Annotated in this window: 21 protein-coding genes; 2 read left to right on the plus strand and 19 right to left on the minus strand. The window is 64.2% G+C overall.

Translation table 11 applies throughout. The annotated features are described in order from the left end of the window. Positions 1–63: 63 nt before the first annotated feature. The 12 genes from ABWY06_RS18985 to ABWY06_RS19040 form a co-directional block, all read right to left on the minus strand. On the minus strand, positions 64–420 hold the full coding sequence (locus ABWY06_RS18985) for a PilZ domain-containing protein (RefSeq protein WP_353927139.1): 357 nt from the start codon (positions 418–420) through the stop codon (positions 64–66). A 31-nt stretch (positions 421–451) separates the two neighbouring features. After that, positions 452–1,438, minus strand: coding sequence for a DNA polymerase III subunit delta' (locus tag ABWY06_RS18990; protein ID WP_353927140.1), 987 nt, complete (start codon positions 1,436–1,438; stop codon positions 452–454). Continuing rightward, positions 1,431–2,063, minus strand: coding sequence for a dTMP kinase (tmk, locus tag ABWY06_RS18995; RefSeq protein ID WP_353927141.1), 633 nt, complete (start codon positions 2,061–2,063; stop codon positions 1,431–1,433). The genes ABWY06_RS18990 and tmk overlap by 8 nt, the downstream gene beginning before the upstream one ends. Before the next feature lie 9 nt (positions 2,064–2,072). Continuing rightward, on the minus strand, positions 2,073–3,131 hold the full coding sequence (gene mltG / locus ABWY06_RS19000; protein ID WP_353927142.1) for an endolytic transglycosylase MltG: 1,059 nt from the start codon (positions 3,129–3,131) through the stop codon (positions 2,073–2,075). Between the two features lie 3 nt (positions 3,132–3,134). Then, entirely contained in the window at positions 3,135–3,950 is an 816-nt protein-coding gene (gene pabC / locus ABWY06_RS19005; protein ID WP_353927143.1) for an aminodeoxychorismate lyase, read from the minus strand. After that, on the minus strand, positions 3,950–5,194 hold the full coding sequence (gene fabF / locus ABWY06_RS19010) for a beta-ketoacyl-ACP synthase II (RefSeq protein WP_353927144.1): 1,245 nt from the start codon (positions 5,192–5,194) through the stop codon (positions 3,950–3,952). The genes pabC and fabF overlap by 1 nt, the downstream gene beginning before the upstream one ends. Before the next feature lie 102 nt (positions 5,195–5,296). Continuing rightward, complete coding sequence (acpP, locus tag ABWY06_RS19015) at positions 5,297–5,533, minus strand: acyl carrier protein (protein ID WP_003245177.1); 237 nt, start codon at positions 5,531–5,533, stop codon at positions 5,297–5,299. A gap of 191 nt (positions 5,534–5,724) precedes the next feature. Then, complete coding sequence (gene fabG / locus ABWY06_RS19020) at positions 5,725–6,468, minus strand: 3-oxoacyl-ACP reductase FabG (protein ID WP_353927145.1); 744 nt, start codon at positions 6,466–6,468, stop codon at positions 5,725–5,727. Between the two features lie 18 nt (positions 6,469–6,486). Beyond that, positions 6,487–7,422 (minus strand): ACP S-malonyltransferase, encoded by a 936-nt coding sequence (fabD, locus tag ABWY06_RS19025; RefSeq protein WP_353927146.1) that lies wholly within the window; start codon positions 7,420–7,422, stop codon positions 6,487–6,489. Between the two features lie 114 nt (positions 7,423–7,536). Then, entirely contained in the window at positions 7,537–8,547 is a 1,011-nt protein-coding gene (plsX, locus tag ABWY06_RS19030) for a phosphate acyltransferase PlsX (RefSeq protein ID WP_353927147.1), read from the minus strand. Positions 8,548–8,550: 3 nt separating this feature from the next. Further along, the gene (gene rpmF / locus ABWY06_RS19035) at positions 8,551–8,733 is read right to left on the minus strand and encodes a 50S ribosomal protein L32 (protein WP_002552688.1); all 183 of its coding nucleotides are present in this window, start codon (positions 8,731–8,733) and stop codon (positions 8,551–8,553) included. Positions 8,734–8,746: 13 nt separating this feature from the next. Further along, positions 8,747–9,277 (minus strand): YceD family protein, encoded by a 531-nt coding sequence (locus tag ABWY06_RS19040; RefSeq protein ID WP_353927148.1) that lies wholly within the window; start codon positions 9,275–9,277, stop codon positions 8,747–8,749. Positions 9,278–9,385: 108 nt separating this feature from the next. Here ABWY06_RS19040 and ABWY06_RS19045 point away from each other — a divergent pair, with 108 nt between their 5' ends. Beyond that, positions 9,386–9,964, plus strand: coding sequence for a Maf family protein (locus ABWY06_RS19045; protein WP_353927149.1), 579 nt, complete (start codon positions 9,386–9,388; stop codon positions 9,962–9,964). A gap of 219 nt (positions 9,965–10,183) precedes the next feature. Here the strand turns inward: ABWY06_RS19045 and ABWY06_RS19050 are convergent, their stop codons facing one another. Genes ABWY06_RS19050 through rluC form a run of 3 tightly spaced genes read right to left on the minus strand, consistent with a single transcriptional unit; the run spans position 10,184 to position 12,807 of the window. Continuing rightward, a complete protein-coding gene (locus ABWY06_RS19050) occupies positions 10,184–11,167 on the minus strand; it encodes a S49 family peptidase (protein ID WP_353927150.1) in 984 nt (327 codons plus the stop codon). Continuing rightward, positions 11,157–11,861 (minus strand): HAD-IA family hydrolase, encoded by a 705-nt coding sequence (locus tag ABWY06_RS19055; RefSeq protein WP_353927151.1) that lies wholly within the window; start codon positions 11,859–11,861, stop codon positions 11,157–11,159. Before ABWY06_RS19055 ends, ABWY06_RS19050 begins: the two co-directional genes overlap by 11 nt. After that, on the minus strand, positions 11,854–12,807 hold the full coding sequence (gene rluC / locus ABWY06_RS19060) for a 23S rRNA pseudouridine(955/2504/2580) synthase RluC (protein ID WP_353927152.1): 954 nt from the start codon (positions 12,805–12,807) through the stop codon (positions 11,854–11,856). Before rluC ends, ABWY06_RS19055 begins: the two co-directional genes overlap by 8 nt. Before the next feature lie 560 nt (positions 12,808–13,367). Here rluC and rne point away from each other — a divergent pair. Beyond that, positions 13,368–16,547 (plus strand): ribonuclease E, encoded by a 3,180-nt coding sequence (rne, locus tag ABWY06_RS19065; protein WP_353927153.1) that lies wholly within the window; start codon positions 13,368–13,370, stop codon positions 16,545–16,547. A gap of 362 nt (positions 16,548–16,909) precedes the next feature. On the opposite strand, the gene murB is transcribed toward rne, so the two are convergent. Genes murB through ABWY06_RS19085 form a run of 4 tightly spaced genes read right to left on the minus strand, consistent with a single transcriptional unit; the run spans position 16,910 to position 19,336 of the window. Further along, on the minus strand, positions 16,910–17,929 hold the full coding sequence (gene murB / locus ABWY06_RS19070) for a UDP-N-acetylmuramate dehydrogenase (protein WP_353927154.1): 1,020 nt from the start codon (positions 17,927–17,929) through the stop codon (positions 16,910–16,912). Further along, positions 17,926–18,390 carry a low molecular weight protein-tyrosine-phosphatase gene (locus ABWY06_RS19075; RefSeq protein ID WP_353927155.1) on the minus strand — a complete coding sequence of 155 codons (465 nt, stop codon included), beginning with the start codon at positions 18,388–18,390 and terminating at the stop codon, positions 17,926–17,928. The genes murB and ABWY06_RS19075 overlap by 4 nt, the downstream gene beginning before the upstream one ends. Beyond that, positions 18,390–19,154: a 3-deoxy-manno-octulosonate cytidylyltransferase gene (gene kdsB / locus ABWY06_RS19080; protein WP_353927156.1), complete on the minus strand. Its 765-nt coding sequence runs from the start codon at positions 19,152–19,154 to the stop codon at positions 18,390–18,392. Before kdsB ends, ABWY06_RS19075 begins: the two co-directional genes overlap by 1 nt. Continuing rightward, entirely contained in the window at positions 19,151–19,336 is a 186-nt protein-coding gene (locus tag ABWY06_RS19085) for a Trm112 family protein (protein WP_353927157.1), read from the minus strand. Before ABWY06_RS19085 ends, kdsB begins: the two co-directional genes overlap by 4 nt. Positions 19,337–19,374: the final 38 nt, after the last annotated feature.

Below are 19,374 nucleotides of genomic sequence, written 5' to 3' on the forward strand. Positions count from 1 at the left end.
CTAGCCTCAAGCCTCAAGCTCAGCGCCCGTCGCTTGCAGCTTAAGACGTGTCGCTTAGGGCTATTACATCGTATGGGTGGGTCGATCGGACTTCAGCGCACCGGCCAGGTAGGTCTCGATCTTGTTGCGGGCACTGTTGTCGCCGTCATTGAACTGCACGCCGACACCGGCGGCACGGTTGCCCTGCGCGCCCTTGGGCGTGATCCAGACCACCTTGCCAGCCACCGGGATTTTTTCCGGCTCGTCCATCAGGTTGAGCAGCATGAACACTTCATCGCCGAGCTTGTAGCTTTTGTTGGTCGGAATAAACAGACCGCCGTTGCGAATGAACGGCATATACGCGGCATAGAGTACGGACTTGTCCTTGATGGTCAGGGACAAGATGCCGTTACGCGGGCCGAGATTGGGAGGCAGGCTCATGCGGTATTCCTTACTGATCCAGAGGCCGATTCTAGCCCGGTCCGGGCAGGCTTGCCCACTGCACTAACAGGGCTTCGAGAAGCAAGACACGGTTGAGGTTGGCTTTACCCAGAATTTTCTGGCGCTGGGCAAGCACCCACTCCTGCAGCGCCAGAACCTTGGCCTGGGCGGTTTTATCGGCCAGGTACTGCAGGACTTTACGCATGTCAGCCAGGCCGAGGGCCTGTTCGTCGCGGGTCAGTTGGTAACGCAACAGCAGTTGCGACCAGTCGCAGAACCAGTCGAACAGCAACAGCAAGGGCAGCGCATTCCAGCTTTCCGCCAACTGGCTGGGCGCGGCCTGCTGCTTGAGTAGTCTCTTCACACCCTCGACCACCAGCGCGCGTTGCTCAAGCACCGCCTGGCCGTGCAAGCGTGCCGCATTCAGCGGTGAACCCGCGGCCAGCGAGAGCAGCTCGCTGCGCATTTCGGCGCTGCTGTCGGGCAGCGCCCCGGCCAGCCAGGCGAGGCTCTGCGCCTCGGTCGGTAACGGACAGGCCTGCTGCACGCAACGACTCTTGACCGTCGGCAACAGCCGGCTGGGCTGGTGGCACACCAGTAACAACACGGTGTCACCGGAGGGCTCCTCCAGGCTCTTGAGCAAGGCGTTGGCGGCATTCAGGTTCATCGACTCCGCTGGCTCGACCAAGACCACCTTGCGGCCGCCGAGCTGCGCGGTCTGCACCACGAAGCCCACCAGCTCACGGACCTGGTCGACCTTGATGGCCTTGTCCTGCTCCTCCGGTTCGAGCACAAAGTTATCCGGATGGGTTCCCGCGGCGAGCAGATGACAGGCCTTGCACGTGCCACAGGCGTCCACCCCATTGGGGTTGCGGCACAGCAGGGACGCCATCAGCCGCTCGGCCAGGGCCCGTTTGCCGATCCCCGCGGGCCCGTGCAGCAGGTAGGCATGGGCGTGCTGGGCACGCCCGGCCAGTCGTTGCCAGAGCGCCGCCTGCCAGGGATAAGCCTCAGCCACGGGCACGCTCCAGCAGCTCCGGCAGCAGCACGTCCAAGGCTTGCTGGACGTTCGCCAGCGGTTGCGCGGCATCGACGATACGGTAACGCTCGGGGTGGGCCGCCGCCCGCCGCAGGTAGCTGGCGCGCACCCGCTCGAAGAAGCCCCGCTCCTCCTGCTCGAAACGGTCCAGGCGACCGCGTGCCGCGGCGCGCGCCAGGCCCACTTCCACCGGCAGATCGAACACCAGACACAGGTCCGGCTGCAGGCCGGCCTGGACAAACTGCTCGAGCACGGCAATGCGTGCTTCGGACAGGCCCCGGCCGCCGCCCTGGTAGGCGTAGGTGGCATCGGTAAAGCGATCACAGAGCACCACCGCACCGCGCGCCAGGGCCGGACAAATCACCTGCGCCAGGTGCTGGGCACGGGCGGCGAAGACCAACAGCAGCTCGGTGTCGGCGCTCATATTTTCGTCACTGGGCGCCAGCAGCAATTCACGGATTCGCTCGGCCAGCGGGGTGCCGCCGGGTTCACGGCTGAGCAGTACGTCCAGACCGCGCTCGCGCAGACGCTCGGCCAAGTAATCGCGGTTGGTACTCTTGCCGGCCCCTTCAGGGCCTTCGAGGGTGATAAACAAGCCAGTCACAGGCTGCCCTTATTGATTGCCGGCCTGTGGAGTCACAGGACCTGGGCTGGAGCGATAATCGGCGCGCCGCTTGAGCTGGTACTCGCGCACCGCGCGGTTGTGTGCGTCAAGATCCGCAGAAAACACGTGACTGCCGTCGCCACGGGCAACGAAGTACAGGCTCTGCCCATCCACCGGATGCAAGGCTGCATGCAGCGCCTCGCGTCCTACCAAGGCGATGGGTGTGGGCGGCATGCCTTCGATCACGTAGGTGTTGTAGGGCGTCGGCTCGAGCAGGTGGGCGCGGGTCAGCTTGCCGGTGTAACGCTCACCCAGGCCGAAGATCACCGTCGGATCGGTTTGCAGACGCATGCCGATGCGCAGGCGGCGAACGAATACCCCGGCGATCTGGCCGCGTTCCTGGGGCACTCCGGTTTCCTTCTCGACCATCGAAGCCATGATCAATGCCTGGTACGGCTCCCTGTATGGCAACCCCTGGGCTCGCCCCTGCCATTCCTCAGCCAGCACCTGTTCCAGCCGTGCATGCGCCTGTTTGAGCAACTGCACGTCGCTCATGCCGCGCACATAGCGGTAGGTATCGGGGAAAAAACGCCCTTCCGGATGGATCCCGGGCAGGCCCAGTTTGGCCATCAAGGCCGCGTCGTCGAGCCCGCTCAATTGCTGGTCGAGCTTGGCTTGTGCCGACAGCAACTCGCGTACCTGACGAAAACTCCAACCCTCGACCAGGGTCAGGCTGTACTGCACCACCTCGCCACGCTGCCAGAGACCCAACAGGTCGGCGGCGCTCAACCCCGGCGTCAGCCGGTATTCGCCGCTGTGCAAGGGTTGGCCGACCAGATTGAATCGCCAATACAGGCGCAACCAGAACGCGCCGTGCAGTACACCCTCGGCATCCAGGCGATTGAGCAGCAAGCCCGGCGTGGCGCCGTCGGCCACCTCCAACATGCGCTCCTCGGCCAATACCAGCGGTTGGGCCAGCGCTTGCCGTTGCTGCCAACCGGCGAACGCCAGCCCCAGCCCCAGCAACAGCAAGGCCAGTTCCAGCGCCAACACCAAGGTACGTTTCACGAATCAGGCATCCAGAAGATCGCGGGCAATGGCCTGCAGTTTACGGGTCAGCGGCCCGACCGGCCAGCGATGGGTCTGCAGTGCCACCACCGGCCACACGCCGTACTGGCTGTTGCAGAGCAACACCTCGTCAGCCTCCAGCAACTCGCTGTACGCCAGGTCGCGCACCTGCAGGGCGACACCGATCTGCGAGGCCCGCATCATCAGCTCGGCGCGCATCACCCCGGCCACCCCGCAACGGGACAGTTCGGCCGTCAGCAGTTGGCCGTCCTTGACCAGGAACAGGTTGCTGTAGACCCCCTCGATGACCCGGCCGGCCTGGTCGCGCAACAGTCCTTCGGCGTGTTGGCCATCCTGCCATTCGCCACGGGCCAGGACCTGCTCCAACCGATTCAGGTGTTTCAAGCCGGCCAGCAGCGGCTGCTCGGCCAGGCGGGTCGCACAGGGATACAGACGCACGCCCCGCTCGCCATGGGCCGAGGGATACAGCGCGGCCGCTGCACCCTGGAGAATCCGCCGCGGCTGCGCCGGCAGCGGCGGCGCATAGCCTCGCGGGCCATCGCCGCGGGTGATGATCAGCTTGGCCACGCCCTCGCCCAGCTGGGCGCAGAACACCAACACCTCCGCGCGCAGCAACTCGAGATCAAGTTCCAGAGCCAGGCGCGCGCAACCCTGGCCAAGGCGATGCAGGTGGCGCTCCAGCAGCCGGGGGCGCCCATGGCTCACGCCGATCGTTTCGAACAGCCCGTCGCCGTACGCCAGGCCGCGATCGCCGAGGGCCAGCGCGTCGCCAGGACGCCCGTCGACCCAGCTCAGCATCAGCCGGCAAACCGGCGAAACACCAGCGAGCCATTGGTGCCGCCGAACCCGAAGGAGTTGGACAACACGGTGTCGATCACCATGGCCTTGGCCTGGTGCGGGACGAAGTCCAGGTCGCATCCCTGGTCCGGCTCATCCAGGTTGATGGTCGGCGGCGCGACCTGATCGCGGATCGCCAGAATGCTGAAGATGGCTTCCACCGCCCCCGCGGCGCCCAGCAAGTGACCGGTCATGGACTTGGTCGAGCTGACCGACAAGCGCCCGGCCTGCTCGCCGAACACCGTCTTGATCGCGGCCACTTCCGCCAGATCACCGGCCGAAGTCGAGGTGCCATGGGCGTTGATGTACTGCACCTCGTCGAGGTTCAGCTGGGCATCGCGCAGGGCATTGCGGATACAGCGCGCGGCGCCGGCGCCGTCTTCCGGCGGCGAGGTCATGTGGTAGGCGTCGCCGCTCATGCCGAAGCCGATCAGCTCGGCATAGATGGTCGCGCCGCGTGCCTGGGCATGCTCGAGTTCCTCCAGCACCAGGGCGCCGGCGCCATCGGACAGCACGAAGCCGTCGCGACCCTTATCCCAGGGGCGGCTCGCCCGCGCCGGATCATCGTTGCGGGTGGACAACGCGCGCGCCGCACCAAAGCCGCCCAGACCCAGGCCACAGGCGGCCATCTCCGAGCCCCCGGCGATCATCACGTCGGCCTCGCCATAAACGATATTGCGCGCGGCCATGCCGATGCAGTGCGTACCGGTGGTACAGGCGGTGGCAATGGCATAGTTCGGCCCCTGGACACCCAGGTGGATCGACAGAAAACCGGAGACCATGTTGATGATCGAGCCGGGCACGAAGAACGGCGAGATGCGCCGAGGGCCCTGCTCGATCAGAATTTTGCAGTTGTGCTCGATATTGGTCAGGCCACCGATGCCCGAGCCCATGGCGACACCGATGCGTTCGCGGTTGGCGTCGGTGATCTCCAGGCCGGCGTCGCGCACCGCCTGAAAGCTGGCCGCCAGGCCGTATTGAATAAACAGGTCGAGCTTGCGGGACTCCTTGGCCGACAGGTAATCCTCGACGTTGAAGCCCTTGACCGATCCGCCGAACCGGGTGGTGTAAGCGGAAAGGTCCATATGTTCGATCAGGTTGATACCGCTGCGAGCGGCCAGAATGCCCTGCCAGCTGCTCGAAACATCGGTACCCAGGGGCGACAGCATGCCCATACCGGTAACCACGACGCGTCTACGCGACACAGCAATCTCCTCGTCTTCAATTGCAACAGAATGGCGCTTAAAGAAAAACCGCACGCCGGTGAGGGCAGTGCGGCTTTTCCAGGTCGGGAATCGACGATCGAATTATTGCGCGTGCGCAGTAACGTAATCGATGGCTTCCTGAACGGTGGTGATTTTTTCGGCTTGCTCGTCCGGGATTTCGGTCTCGAATTCCTCTTCTAGAGCCATCACCAGTTCAACGGTGTCAAGCGAGTCGGCACCCAGGTCTTCGACGAAGGAAGCACTGTTGGTCACTTCCTCTTCTTTGACGCCAAGTTGCTCGGCAACGATTTTCTTGACGCGTTCTTCGATGGTGCTCATACCTTGTTTTCACTCCTAATGAACAAATCCAGGCAGCTGGTCTGTAAGTGTATAGAAAGGGTTTTGCGCATTTCAAGCTCGATGCCCAAGACCTTCGCGATCACCTCAACGTTCTGTCTATAAACCAGTTGCAGCTTTATAACGGATTTTAGACAGCTCGTATGACAATTTTCCGAAGGTTCCCGTCACATTCAGCTCATGTACATACCGCCGTTCACCGGGATAGTAGCCCCGGTGACATAGGCCGCGCCATCAGAAGCGAGAAAAGAAACCACTTTGGCGATCTCTTCGGCTTGCCCCAAACGGCCTAACGGAATCTGCACCAGCAGGCTTTCGCGCTGCGCTTCGGGCAGTTCACGGGTCATGTCCGTGTCGATAAAACCGGGCGCCACGGCGTTCACCGTGATCGCTCGCGAACCGACTTCCCGGGCCAGGGCACGACTGAAACCCTCCAGCCCGGCTTTGGCCGCCGCGTAGTTGACCTGCCCGGCGTTGCCCATGGCACCGACCACCGAACCGATACTGATGATGCGCCCCCAACGGGCCTTGGTCATGCCCCGCAGCACCGCCTTGGACAGGCGGAACAAACTGTTGAGGTTGGTGTTGATGACATCATGCCACTCGTCATCCTTCATCCGCAGCATCAGGTTGTCACGGGTGATGCCGGCGTTATTGACCAGGATCAACGGCGCGCCAAACTGTTGCTGAATGTGTTCCAGGGCGCTGGCCACCGAGCCATCGACACCGACATCCAGCACCAGGCCCTGCCCCTGCAGACCCTGCTCGCTGAATACGGCGGTGATGCGTTCAGCACCCGCCGCCGACGTGGCCGTGCCGATCACCGTGGCACCCTGACGCCCCAACTCGAGCGCGATGGCCTGGCCGATACCGCGGCTCGCACCGGTGACCAGCGCCACCTTTCCTTGCAGATTCATGGATGAATGCTCCTTGAGTCAGACCAGTGCCGCACGAGCGGCAGCAAAGGCCTCGGGTGTTTCGAGATTGAAGACAGCGATGCCCTTGACGCAACGCTTGTTCAGCCCGGACAGCACTTTGCCCGGACCGCATTCGACCAACGCGGTCACTCCGCTGTCGGCCAGACAGACGATCGACTCGACCCAACGCACCGGATTGTACAGCTGCGCCAGCAGGTCGCGCTTGAGTCCGTCCAGGTTCGCCACGGGGGCGGCACTGACGTTCTGCACCAGGGCAATCTGAGGCATCTGCCACTCAATCGCCGTTAGCGCTTCAGCGAAGCGCTCGGCGGCCGGGCGCATCAGCGCGCAGTGCGACGGCACACTGACCGGCAATGGCATGGCGCGCTTGGCGCCACGGCCCTTGCAAGCCTCGATGGCGCGTTCCACCGCCGCCGCGGCACCGGCGATCACCACCTGGCCCGGCGCGTTGAAGTTCACCGCACTGACCACCTCGCCCTGGGCCGCCTCGGCGCAAGCGGCCAAGACATCGGCATCGTCCAGACCGAGGATCGCCGCCATGCCGCCCTGCCCGGCCGGTACGGCCTCCTGCATCAATTGACCGCGACGCTCGACCAGCTGGACTGCCGCGGCCAGGCTCAAGCAACCGGCGGCGACCAGGGCCGAATATTCGCCGAGGCTGTGACCGGCGACAAAGGCCGGACGCACGCCGCCCTCGGCCAACCACAGGCGCCACAGCGCGACCGAGGCCGCGAGGATCGCTGGCTGGGTCTTGTCGGTTTGGTTGAGCAGCGCTTCCGGCCCCTGCTGAGTCAACGCCCAGAGGTCATATCCCAAGGCCTCGGAGGCCTCGGCAAAGGTGTTCAACAGCAACGGCTGGGTCGCGTACTCGGCCAACATACCGAGCGATTGCGAGCCTTGACCAGGAAAGACAAATGCGAGGGAGGCAGACATAAAAAAGTGGTCCCAGGGAATGTTGTCGTCGAAAGGTTGCCACCAACCGAGGCTGGCGCAACAAACTGACAGTTGGATGACAAGGCCGTCGGCGCGGTCACATCCGCGCGCCGTTTAAAGCAGCAAGTCTTCGAGACGCCCGTGCAGACGCTGCGGCAGGTCTTCCTGGATTTCCCGCAGGGCGCAACGAATGGCACTCTGAAAGCCTTCGCTGCCGGTGGCGCCATGGCTCTTCACCACAATGCCCTGCAGACCAAGAAAACTTGCACCATTGCGTCGCGCGGGCGCCAGGTCGGCACGCAGCCGGCGCAGCAGCGGCAAGGCCAGCAGACCCACCAGGCGCGCCAACAGATTTTGCCGGAACAGCAGCTCCAGCCGGGTGGCGATCATGCTCGCCAGCCCCTCGCTGGACTTCAGCAGAATATTGCCGACGAAGCCGTCACAGACCACCACATCGGCGTCGCCCCGGTAGAGCCCGTCGCCCTCGATAAAACCAATGAAATTCAGCCCCACCGCCTGCTGCAGCAGACTCGCGGCGAGCTTGACCTGCTGGTTGCCCTTGATCGGCTCGGTACCGACATTGAGCAGGGCCACCCGGGGTCTGACCACACCCAGCGCCTCGGCCGCCACCGACCCCATTACGGCGAACTGATACAGGTGCTCGGCGCTGCAATCCACGTTGGCGCCCAGGTCCAGCAGCTGGCAATGGCCTCGCGCGGTGGGGATGGCGGTGATCATGGCCGGGCGGTCGATCCCCGGCAGGGTCTTGAGCATATACCGCGACAGGGCCATCAGCGCGCCGGTATTGCCGGCGCTGACACAGGCCTGGGCGCGACCACTGCGCAGCATTTCCAGCGCCACCCGCATCGACGAGTCGGGCTTGGCCCTCAACGCCTGGGACGGGCGCTCATCCATGCCGATGACTTCACTGGCCGGAACAAGTTGCAGGCGTGAGCGATCGACGCCGGGCTGGCCAGCGAGCAAGTCTTCGAGGATGGAGGGTTGGCCGACGAGGGCCAGGTGCAGCGAGGGAAATTCAGCGAGGCAGGCAAGGCTGGCCTCAACAATGAAACGGGGACCGAAGTCCCCGCCCATTGCATCGATCGCGATGACCGGAGCGGACAAGATTTACTCGTCAGCGCCCTTGTCGATCACCTTGCGACCACGGTAGACGCCTTCCGGAGACACGTGGTGACGCAGGTGAATTTCACCGGTGGTCTTCTCGACGGACAGGGTGCTGGCCTCGAGTGCGTCATGGGAACGACGCATGTCGCGTGCCGAGCGGGATTTTTTGTTCTGCTGAACAGCCATAATTGATTAACTCCTAAACGTTTGGGTCACGCTTTAACTGCGCCAATACACTGAACGGGTTGGACCGCGATACCTCGTCCTCGCTCGGCTCGGGCTCATCAACAAGTCCTGCCGGCTGCTGGCAATCTTTAGGATCATGAGCTGGGACGATGGGCAAGGCGAGCAACAGCTCTTCCTCGACCAGCGCTAACAGATCCAAAGGATCCTCACCCAACTCCAGCACGTCATAGCCTTTCGGCACTGACTGGGTATTCGCACCTTCTTTCACCACGGCATAACTGCATTCGCTGTGGATCGGCAGAGCGACCAGTTCCAGACAACGCTGGCAAACCATCTTGACCTCAACGTCGATCGAGCTGTGGATCACCACAGCCTTACGCTCGTCGCGCTCGAAAAAAAACTTCGCACGGATCTCACCGACATTATCGGCAAGCGTTTCGCAGAGTCGCGTCAGGTCGGCTAGGGGCAGTTCACCGGTAAGGGTGGTGCCACGGTCAGCCAGTTTGCGCGGATCGACGTGAGGAGGAATCGGCCCATTCAACATAGGCGCAGCATTCTAGGGACGCACCTGCCCTCTGTCAAAGGAATATTCAAGCCTGTCCGTCACTTGGCGCGCCCGCTAGAATCCAGGGCCACCCAAAAGGAGACCTTTATGCCCGCACTGGTACTCGCTTCCAGCTCGCCGTACCGCCGGGAATTGCTGGCCCGCCTGCGCCTGCCCTTTAGCTGGGCCGCGCCCGAGCTGGATGAAACCGCCGAGGCCGGCGAAAGCGCCCTGCTGCTGGTACAGCGCCTGGCCGAGCAGAAAGCCCGCGCGCTGGCCGCACGGCATGGCAACCACCTGATCATCGGCTCCGACCAGGTCGCCGTATTGGACGACCGGATCCTCGGTAAACCGCACGACCTGCCACGCGCCCAGGCACAGCTGCAAGCCGCCAGCGGCCGCAGCCTGACCTTCCTCACCGGCCTGGCACTGCTCAATAGCGCCAGCGGCCGCTGCCAGGTCGATTGCGTACCCTTTACCGTGCATTTTCGCCCACTGGACGCCGTACGCATTCGCCGCTACCTGGAGGCCGAGCAGCCATTCGATTGCGCTGGCAGCTTCAAGGCCGAAGGCTTGGGCATCAGCCTGTTTCGCGCCACCGAGGGCACCGACAGCACCAGCCTGATCGGCCTACCCCTGATTCGCCTGGTGGACATGTTGCTGGCCGAGGGCATCGAGATTCCCTGATACCCGTGCAGTGCACGGAGGGCGATGGACAGGGCACGCCAGAGAGGCCAGCGCCCAGCCGTCCGCAAACCAACCCTGTGCAGCATGGGTATCGCTGCGCTCAACGCCATCCTACGCGCCGCGACCCAAGCCGCCGCCCCACAGACAGCCAGCGACCCTTGACAAGCCAGCCCATAAAAAACCCGGCCTGAGCCGGGTCTGTTGCTGCCACGACAGCCCTCAGCGCAAGGCAGGCCCCTGGAAGCCCATCCAGATGGCCAGGTTCTCCGCGACACTGGCCCCCAGACGCTTGGCGAAGCGATCGAATGGCGTTTCCTGGACGGTGAAATCCACCAACTCCTTCTCGCCTATCACTTCGCGCGCCACGTAGCTGGTGTTGCCCAGGCCGTCGATCAAGCCCAGCGGCAGTGCCTGCTCGCCCGACCAGATCAGACCCGAGAACAGCTCAGGATGCTCGGTAACCTTGAGGCGCTCGCCACGACCGCGCTTGACGCTGTCGATAAACTGGCGATGAGTGGTTTCCAGCACACTCTGCCAGAAGCGGGTCTCCTCCTCCTTCTGCGGCTGGAAGGGATCCAGGAAAGCCTTGTGCTCGCCCGAGGTATAGACCCGGCGATCAACCCCCAATTTTTCCATGACCCCGACAAAACCAAAGGTCGCTGCGGTGACGCCAATGGAACCGACCAGACTGGACTTGTCGGCATAGATCATGTCCGCCGCACTGGCGATGTAATAGGCGCCGGAAGCCCCCAGGTCGGTGATGACCGCGTAGACCTTGATATCCGGGTGTTCGCCGCGCAAGCGGAGGATCTCGTCATAGATATAACCCGACTGCACCGGGCTGCCACCCGGGCTATTGATGCGCAGGATCACGCCCTTGGTATTGTCGTCCTCGAACGCCTTGCGCAAGCTGCCGACAATATGGTCGGCGCTGGCCGCCTCCTGATCGGCGATCATGCCCCGCACCTCGATCAGCGCCGTGTGCTTGCCACTGGTAGCGGCCACGCCACCCTTGAGGTTCAGCGCCGGGGTCAACAGGGCAATGGCGCCAAACAGGTAGATAAAGGTCAGCGACTTGAAGAAAATCCCCCAGCGCCGCGCCCGGCGCTGCTCCTGCACACCCGCCAACAAGGTCTTTTCCAGCAATTGCCAGCTGCGGGCGTCACCGCTCGCGCCCGCCGGCGCCTTCCATTCATCCGACATAGCTACCCACCTCAATTGATTGTCCATGGGTGCGCGCCACCAGCCAGGCACGCAACTCGTTAAAGGCTTCGATGGCCAGCGCCGGTCCGTGTTCGCGCAGGGCGCTCAAGGGCTGGGCACCGTAGCCGACCGCCACCGAATCGATCCCGGCACGCGTCGCCATCTGCAGGTCGAACACCGAATCGCCGACCATCAGCGCCCGCTCGGGCGCGACCCGGCAATGCCCGAGTATCTCGTGCAACATGCGCGGATCGGGCTTGCTGGCGGTTTCATCGGCGCAACGGGTGATATCGAAGTACTCCAGCCAGCCATGGGCAGCCAGCACCCGCGCCAGACCTGGGCGACTCTTGCCGGTGGCCACCGCCAACTGATAACCCTGCTCGCGAAAGAGCTCGAGCGACTCACGCACGCCCTCGAACAGCACGGAAGGCTCGGCCTCCAGCGCCAGGTAAGCGTCGCTGTAGCGGCGCCGGAAATGCTCCACCCGCGCCGGCTCGTGCAAATCCGGGTGCAACGACTGGATCGCCTCGGGCAGCCCCAGCCCGATGATGCCCTTGATCGCCTCGTCGCTGCGCGGCAGCAGATCACAGGCCAGGGCCGCCACACGCATCGCTTCGACGATACGACCAATGGAATCGACCAAGGTGCCGTCCCAGTCGAAGATCAACAGCTGGTAGGGCGCGACCTCAGACACTCAAGCGCTCCAGGGTCTTGCTCCAGACCTCGTCCACCGGCGCTTCCAGCTTCAACTCGCCACCCTCGGGCAGCGGCACGGTCAGCATGTAGGCGTGCAGGAACAAGCGCTTGCCACCCAGCTCGCGGATCTCGCGACTGAAGTCATCATCGCCGTACTTGCTGTCACCGGCGATACAGTGCCCGGCGTGCTTGGCATGCACGCGAATCTGATGAGTGCGCCCGGTCACCGGCTTGGCCTCCACCAGGGTGGCGAACTCACCGAAGCGACGCAGCACCTTGAACAGGGTCAAGGCCTCCTTGCCGTCGTCATCCACCTCGACCATGCGCTCACCCGAGCGCAAGTTGCTCTTCTGCAAGGCCGCCCTCACCTGCTTCTTCGCCGTCGCCCAGTGCCCCCGAACCAGCGCCATATAGCGCTTGTCGATACCATCCTTACGCAGCGCTTCATGCAGATGGCGCAACATGCTGCGCTTCTTGGCGATCATCAACAGACCGGAGGTGTCACGGTCAAGGCGGTGCACCAGCTCGAGGTCCTTGGCGTCGGGACGCAACTGGCGGAACGCCTCGATCACCCCGTAATTCAGCCCACTGCCACCGTGCACGGCAATACCGGCCGGCTTATTAAGCACGATCAGTGCCTTGTCCTCGTAGACGATGGCCGCCTCCAGGCGAGCGAGCAACCCCTGAGCCAGTGGTACCGGCTCGTCGCGCTCAGCCAGGCGCAGCGGCGGGACCCGCACGATATCGCCAGCTTGGAGTTTATATTCGGGCTTGATCCGCCCCTTGTTCACCCGCACTTCGCCTTTGCGCAAAATGCGGTAGATCAGGGTCTTGGGCACGCCCTTGAGGCGTGCGCGGAGAAAGTTGTCGATACGTTGGCCGGCTAATTCCGGTTCAACCTCGAGCAACTGAACGCCGGAGGTTGGAGAGGGAGATTCTGTCATCCTCCAATCATAACAATTTTTTATTGAATTGAAGCACTTAATGATTACTGCTATAGTCCCGAGCGCCGCCAAAAGTGGCCCGGCTCGCGGATGTTCGGCAAAAATGCCATCCCGACCGCGTGCAACCCATTTGGGACGTAAGGCCGTCCGACGGGACTTTCGCCGCACTAGGCCGCGAATAACTCGGAAATAAAGCCTTGAGCCATGATGCGCGATCGACCCCTGTTGGGTGATCGCGGTAATGCCAACCCGCTGCGGATTCTGCGAGCGGCACCCGATTTTCAGCGATACGTGTAGGGTGGAGATGCACAACCGTCGGACTGCGTAGCTATTCAAAGACGCTTCATCTCGTCCGCTACCGATGGCTGATTCCTCCTCCTGACTGAGTGCTTCTGTCACCACAGCAAGCAGGAGACGTCTGTCGCGACCCGGCCCTACTGGCCGACTGTCGCTAGACATGGAACGACTTACAACCGTTTCTGACGCACACCTGACACCGACCCTGAGAGTCGTGTGTGCCGATCGCCGCTTCCGGCAGCCCCGGAAATCGACGGTACTACATGAAAAGAATGCTAATTAACGCAACTCAGCCCGAAGAGTTGCGTGTCGCCTTAGTCGATGGCCAGCGCCTCTATGACCTCGATATCGAGTCCGGCGCTCGCGAACAGAAAAAGGCCAACATCTACAAAGGCCGAATTACCCGCGTAGAACCCAGCCTCGAAGCCGCCTTTGTCGACTTCGGTTCCGACCGCCACGGCTTTCTCCCACTTAAAGAAATTTCCCGCGAATACTTCAGCAAGGCCCCAGAAGGCCGCGTCAATATCAAGGACGTGCTCAAGGAAGGCCAGGAAGTCATCGTTCAGGTCGAGAAGGAAGAGCGCGGCAATAAAGGCGCGGCCCTGACCACCTTTATCAGCCTCGCCGGTCGTTACCTGGTGCTGATGCCGAACAACCCGCGCGCCGGTGGTATCTCGCGGCGTATCGAGGGCGAAGAGCGCAATGAATTGCGCGAAGCCCTCAACGGCCTGATCGCCCCGAGCGACATGGGCCTGATCGTGCGCACCGCCGGCCTGGGTCGCAGCAGCGAAGAAATGCAGTGGGACCTCGATTACCTGCTGCAGCTGTGGACCGCGATCAAGGAAGCCTCGCTGGACCGCTCCGCCCCCTTCCTGATCTACCAGGAAAGCAACGTCATCATCCGCGCCATCCGCGACTACCTGCGCCAGGACATCGGTGAGGTGCTGGTCGACAGCGTCGAGGCCCAGCAGGAAGCCCTGAGTTTCATCAATCAGGTGATGCCGCAGTACGCCAGCAAGATCAAGCTTTACGAAGACACCGTACCGCTGTTCAACCGCTTCCAGATCGAAAGCCAGATCGAAACCGCCTTCCAACGCGAAGTGAAACTGCCGTCGGGCGGTTCCATCGTGATTGACCCGACCGAAGCCCTGGTGTCCATCGACATCAACTCGGCCCGTGCGACCAAAGGCAGCGACATCGAAGAAACCGCCCTGCAGACCAACCTGGAAGCAGCCGAAGAAATCGCCCGCCAGTTGCGCTTGCGGGATATCGGCGGCCTGATCGTGATCGACTTTATCGACATGACGCCGGCCAAGAACCAGCGTGCCGTGGAAGAAAAAGTCCGCGAGAGCCTGGAAGCCGACCGTGCACGCGTGCAAGTCGGGCGCATCTCGCGCTTCGGCCTGCTGGAAATGTCCCGTCAGCGCCTGCGCCCGTCCCTGGCCGAAGGCAGTGGCATCGTCTGCCCGCGCTGCAACGGCCAAGGCATCATCCGCGACGTGGAATCCCTGTCGCTGGCGATCCTGCGCCTGATCGAAGAAGAAGCCCTGAAGGACCGCACCGCCGAAGTGCGCGCCCAGGTCCCAATCCCGGTCGCCGCTTTCCTGCTCAACGAAAAACGCAACTCCATCACCAAGATCGAACTGCGTACCCGTGCGCGCATCGTGATCCTGCCGAACGACCACCTGGAAACCCCGCACTTCGAAGTCCAGCGCCTGCGCGACGACAGCCCGGAAGCCCAAGTGGGCCAGTCCAGCTACGAGATGGCCCCGACCGAAGTCGAAGAAGTCCAGGCTGCGGCCGCCACCCGCACCCTGGTGCGCCAGGAAGCCGCGCTCAAGGCCGTCCCTCAGCGCACCGCACCGACGCCGGTTGAAACCGCCGCACCGGTTGCCGCCGCGCCGACCCCCACCGCCGAACCGAGCCTGTTCAAGGGCCTGGTCAAGTCGCTGGTCAGCCTGTTCGCCGGCAAGGAAGAAGAAAAGCCGGTGGTGGTCGAGGTCAAACCGACCAGCGAACGCCCTGCGCGCAGCGAAGAGCGCCGCGGCGGTCGTCAGCAGAACCGCAGCCGCGGTGGCCGCAGCAGCGAGGAGCGCAAGCCCCGCGAAGAGCGTGCACCTCGCGAAGAACGTGCCCCACGGGAAGAGCGTGCCGTACGCGAACCCCGTGAAGAACGCGCCCCGCGCGAAGAGCGTCAGCCCCGTGCCCCGCGCGAAGAACGCCAACCCCGCGAGACGGTGGAAGTTCGCGAACCTCAGGAAGTGCGTCAGTCGCGTCCGCCGCGCGAAGAGCGCAAGCCCCGCGAAGAACGTCCGGCCCGCGAATTGCGCGCCCCACTGGATGCCGCCGAGCAGCCGATCCCGAGCAGCGATAGCGCGGAAATCGTCGAGCCCAAGGCCCGCGAGGAACGTCAACCACGTCCACCCCGTGAAGAGCGCCAACCCCGTGCGCCGCGCGAAGAGCGCCAACCGCGCCCTGCGGTAGACGCGCCCACCGAGGACGAGGAAGAAGCCCTGGCCGGCGACGAGCAGCAAGACGAAGAACAGGATGGCGCTGAAGGCGGCGATCGCCCGCGTCGTCGTTCCCGTGGTCAGCGTCGCCGCAGCAACCGCCGCGAGCGTCAGCGTGATGCCAACGGCAACGTCATCGAAGGTGAAGAAGGCAGCGAAGAGCAACAGGCCGAGCACGGTATCGAAACCGTTGCCGCCGTGGCCCTGGGCGCGACTGTTGCGAGCGACGCGGCGCAAGTCAGCCCCGCAGCCGAAGCCACCTACCCGGTCAGCGACGTTACCGAGTCGCAGCACGCCGCAGCGGATCTCGCAGCGGTCGAAGCCCCTGTCGAGCCGCAGACCGAAACCTCAGTCGCAGTCGAGTCCCCTGCCCCGCTGGCAGTCGAAGCGCCCGTGGCGGTGGAGACCGAAGTGGCCGCGCAAGCAGCCGTCTTTGCGCCTATCGTCGAGTCGGTTGCGGTCATCGATGCGCCCGCCGTGGTGATCGAGCCCGTCGTGGAAGCGGCCGCTGTGGAAGCCGCTCCTCTGGAAACGGCCACCGTGGAAACGGTCGAGCCCGCTCCCGCTGTCGTGGCGCAGGACGCACCCACCGAGGCTAACATCGAGCCCGAACAGGCACCGCTGGCCGAGCAACCCGAGCCAGGCGACACCGTCGCCGAAGCGCCTGCCGCACCTGTGGCGGCTGGGGGCCGTGCGCCGAACGATCCACGCGAAGTGCGTCGCCGTCAGCGCGAAGCCGAGCGTTTGGCACGCGAGGCGACCGAAGCCCCGATCGTGGCAGCGCCGGCCGAGGAAACGGCTCAGGCCGTGCTCCAGCCGATCGTCGAAAGCCAGCCGGTAACCGCCCAGGAGCCTGCGGTGGAAGCCGAAGAGCCGAACCTGGCCGCTGCCGACGCGCAACAGGACGTGCACGAGGTCAAACCGCACGCCTGATGCCTTAGGCGACACGAAAAAGGGATGCCTCGGCATCCCTTTTTTATGCCTGCGTTTCAGGAACTGCGGACACTAGCCACACATGCCGCGTTACCGCGCAACCTGGCCCCACCCTGCCACCGAGGCGGCGCGCCTTGTATCCCCTGTCCAGTCCTGCGGTACCGCATGGGGCCCAGTTGCGTGCACCCCATGCGCGTGGCCTCCGCAAGCCCCGCCAGGCAGCGCCTGGTCGATCAGAAGACGCGAGCCTTGCTCGCAAAGACGTCCCCTCAGGGGTTCCTGCCGGATCGGAACGGAACGGGGGTGTCGCCCCCGCGCCATAACGCCTGTGCGGGGCGCGGATCTGGACGTACAGGGCTGGGTTAAAGCACCCTGGGCTCGATTTCCAGGTCAACGGCAAACCGCTGAAGGATATCGGCCTGGATACGTCGTGCCAACGCCAGCAATTGCGGGCCACTGGCGCCGCCATGATTGACCAGCACCAGCGCCTGCAGGTGGTGCACGCCGGCATCGCCGTCGCGATAACCCTTCCAGCCGGCCCGCTCGATCAGCCAGCCCGCCGCCAGCTTGACCTGCCCGTCGGCCTGGGGATAGGCCACCAGGTCGGCATGTTCGGCGCGCAAGGCCGCGGCCCGCTCGGCCGATACCAGGGGATTCTTGAAAAAACTGCCGGCGTTGCCCAGCTGCGCCGGATCCGGCAATTTTTCCTGGCGGATGGCGCAGATCGCCTGGCTGACCTGAAGGGGCGTCGGCTGTTCAATACCCAGCACCGCCAGGCGCTGGCGTACCGGGCCGTAGTCCAGGTGCACCGCGGCCGTGCGGCTCAGGGCGAAACGCACCCGCAAAATCACCCAACGCTCGCTTTCACGCTTGAAGCGGCTGTCACGGTAGGCGAACGTGCACTCGGCCAGGGAGAACTCGCGCAACTCCCCGGTGTGGCGGTCCAGGGCGGTCAGGCCGGCGAACACGTCCTTGAGCTCGACGCCATAGGCGCCGATATTCTGCATCGGCGCCGCGCCCACCGTGCCCGGGATCAGGCTGAGGTTTTCCAGCCCGGCCAGCCCCTGCTCCAGGGTGCGGACGACGAAGGCATGCCAGGGCTCCCCGGCCTCGGCTTCGACCACCAGCACGCCATCGGCCTCGCTGAGCACCCGCACGCCGCGACTGGCCATACGCAACACCAGCGCCTGGACATCCTGGGTCAACAGCAGGTTGCTGCCGCCACCAATCACCAACAGCGGCAGGCCGCGGGACGTGGCCAACGCCAGCGCCTCACGCACCTGCTGGTCGTTACCCGCCTCGACGAACAGGGACGCCCGGGCGTCGAGGGCAAAACTGTTGAACGGCTTGAGCGACAGCCCTTCGCGCACCACCAGGCTCATACACGCCCCCGCAGCTCATCGATCAGCGCGTCAGCGGCCGACTCCAGCAGATCCAGCACCTGCTCGAAGCCGTCCTCACCGCCGTAATAGGGATCCGGCACCTCGTCCAGCCCCTGGCCATAGCGGCGCAAAAACAGGTCGAGCTCGGCCTTGGCCGTGCCCGGTCGCAAGGCCTGCAGTTGCTGCAGGTTGCTCAGGTCCATGGCCAGGATCAGGTCAAAACGCTCGAAATCGGCCACCTCGACCTGCCGACCGCGCAGGGTCGACAGGTCGTAGCCGCGCCGCTGCGCCGCCAGGCGGGTGCGCATGTCCGGCGCCTTGCCCACATGCCAATCGCCGGTGCCCGCCGAGTCCAGGCTGATCCGGTGTGCCAGGCCGGCCCGCTGCAGCTTGTCGCGCACCACCCCCTCGGCCGTGGGTGAACGGCAAATATTGCCCAGGCAGACGAACAGGATACGCATCAGGCCCCCAGCAGGCGCCGTACGCGCTCCAGGTCGTCAGGCGTGTCCACCCCGGCCGGCGGCGTTTCCAGGGCATCGGCCACATGGATTCGCGCGCCATGCCAGAGTGCGCGTAACTGCTCCAGGGCTTCGCAGTTCTCCAGCCAGCAGGGGCCCCAACTGACGAAGTCCTGGAGAAAGCGTGCGCGGTAGGCGTAGAGGCCGATATGCCGCCGATATGGCACGTCGGCCGGCAACCGCTCAGGGTTGGCCGCCAGGGCATCCCGCGCCCAGGGCAGGGGGGCGCGACTGAAGGCCAGCGCCAGGCCATTGAGGTCACTGATCACCTTGACCACATTGGGATTGAACAGCGTGGCGACTTCCTCGATCGGTTCCGCCAAGGTCGCCATCGCGGCCTCGGGGTGGGCCATCAGGTTGGCCGCCACCTGATCGATCAACGCGGGCGGGATCAAGGGTTCGTCGCCCTGCACATTGACGAGTATCTCGTCGTCCGACAGGCCCAACAACGTGGCGACCTCCGCCAGGCGATCGGTGCCGGAGTTATGCTCGACCCGGGTCAGGCACACCTGCGCGCCGAACCCTTGGCAGGCGTCGACGATGCGCCCATCGTCGGTGGCCACCAGCACCCGCTGCGCGCCGCTTTTACAGGCCTGCTCCCAGACCCGCTGGATCATCGGCTTGCCGGCGATATCCTGCAGCGGCTTGCCGGGCAGGCGACTGGAGGCGAAGCGGGCTGGAATGACGACGGTGAAGCCGCCGCTCATTTGTCCAGGCGCTCATCGACATCCAGGGTGCGGGCTTCGGTTTCCAGCATCACCGGAATCCCATCACGCACCGGGAACGCCAGGGCATCTGCCTTGCAGATCAACTCGGCCTTGTCGGCGGTCAGTTTCAGCGGCCCCTTGCACAGGGGACAGGCGAGGATATCCAGCAATTTCGGGTCCATGCAACGATCCTTGAGAGAGCGAGCCGCCGCATCGAGCC

Origin of the sequence: Pseudomonas sp. (assembly GCF_040514055.1) — a bacterium.
GTDB lineage: Bacteria > Pseudomonadota > Gammaproteobacteria > Pseudomonadales > Pseudomonadaceae > Aquipseudomonas.

Coding starts and splice junctions, on each gene's coding strand:
- ABWY06_RS18985 (WP_353927139.1), bottom strand. CDS start 420: ATGAGCCTGCCTCCCAATCTCGGCCCGCGTAACGGCATCTTGTCCCTG.
- pabC (WP_353927143.1), bottom strand. CDS start 3,950: ATGCTGAGCTGGGTCGACGGGCGTCCTGGCGACGCGCTGGCCCTCGGC.
- acpP (WP_003245177.1), bottom strand. CDS start 5,533: ATGAGCACCATCGAAGAACGCGTCAAGAAAATCGTTGCCGAGCAACTT.
- fabG (WP_353927145.1), bottom strand. CDS start 6,468: ATGAATCTGCAAGGAAAGGTGGCGCTGGTCACCGGTGCGAGCCGCGGT.
- fabD (WP_353927146.1), bottom strand. CDS start 7,422: ATGTCTGCCTCCCTCGCATTTGTCTTTCCTGGTCAAGGCTCGCAATCG.
- rpmF (WP_002552688.1), bottom strand. CDS start 8,733: ATGGCTGTTCAGCAGAACAAAAAATCCCGCTCGGCACGCGACATGCGT.
- ABWY06_RS19040 (WP_353927148.1), bottom strand. CDS start 9,277: ATGTTGAATGGGCCGATTCCTCCTCACGTCGATCCGCGCAAACTGGCT.
- ABWY06_RS19045 (WP_353927149.1), top strand. CDS start 9,386: ATGCCCGCACTGGTACTCGCTTCCAGCTCGCCGTACCGCCGGGAATTG.
- ABWY06_RS19050 (WP_353927150.1), bottom strand. CDS start 11,167: ATGTCGGATGAATGGAAGGCGCCGGCGGGCGCGAGCGGTGACGCCCGC.
- rluC (WP_353927152.1), bottom strand. CDS start 12,807: ATGACAGAATCTCCCTCTCCAACCTCCGGCGTTCAGTTGCTCGAGGTT.
- rne (WP_353927153.1), top strand. CDS start 13,368: ATGAAAAGAATGCTAATTAACGCAACTCAGCCCGAAGAGTTGCGTGTC.
- murB (WP_353927154.1), bottom strand. CDS start 17,929: ATGAGCCTGGTGGTGCGCGAAGGGCTGTCGCTCAAGCCGTTCAACAGT.
- ABWY06_RS19075 (WP_353927155.1), bottom strand. CDS start 18,390: ATGCGTATCCTGTTCGTCTGCCTGGGCAATATTTGCCGTTCACCCACG.
- kdsB (WP_353927156.1), bottom strand. CDS start 19,154: ATGAGCGGCGGCTTCACCGTCGTCATTCCAGCCCGCTTCGCCTCCAGT.
- ABWY06_RS19085 (WP_353927157.1), bottom strand. CDS start 19,336: ATGGACCCGAAATTGCTGGATATCCTCGCCTGTCCCCTGTGCAAGGGG.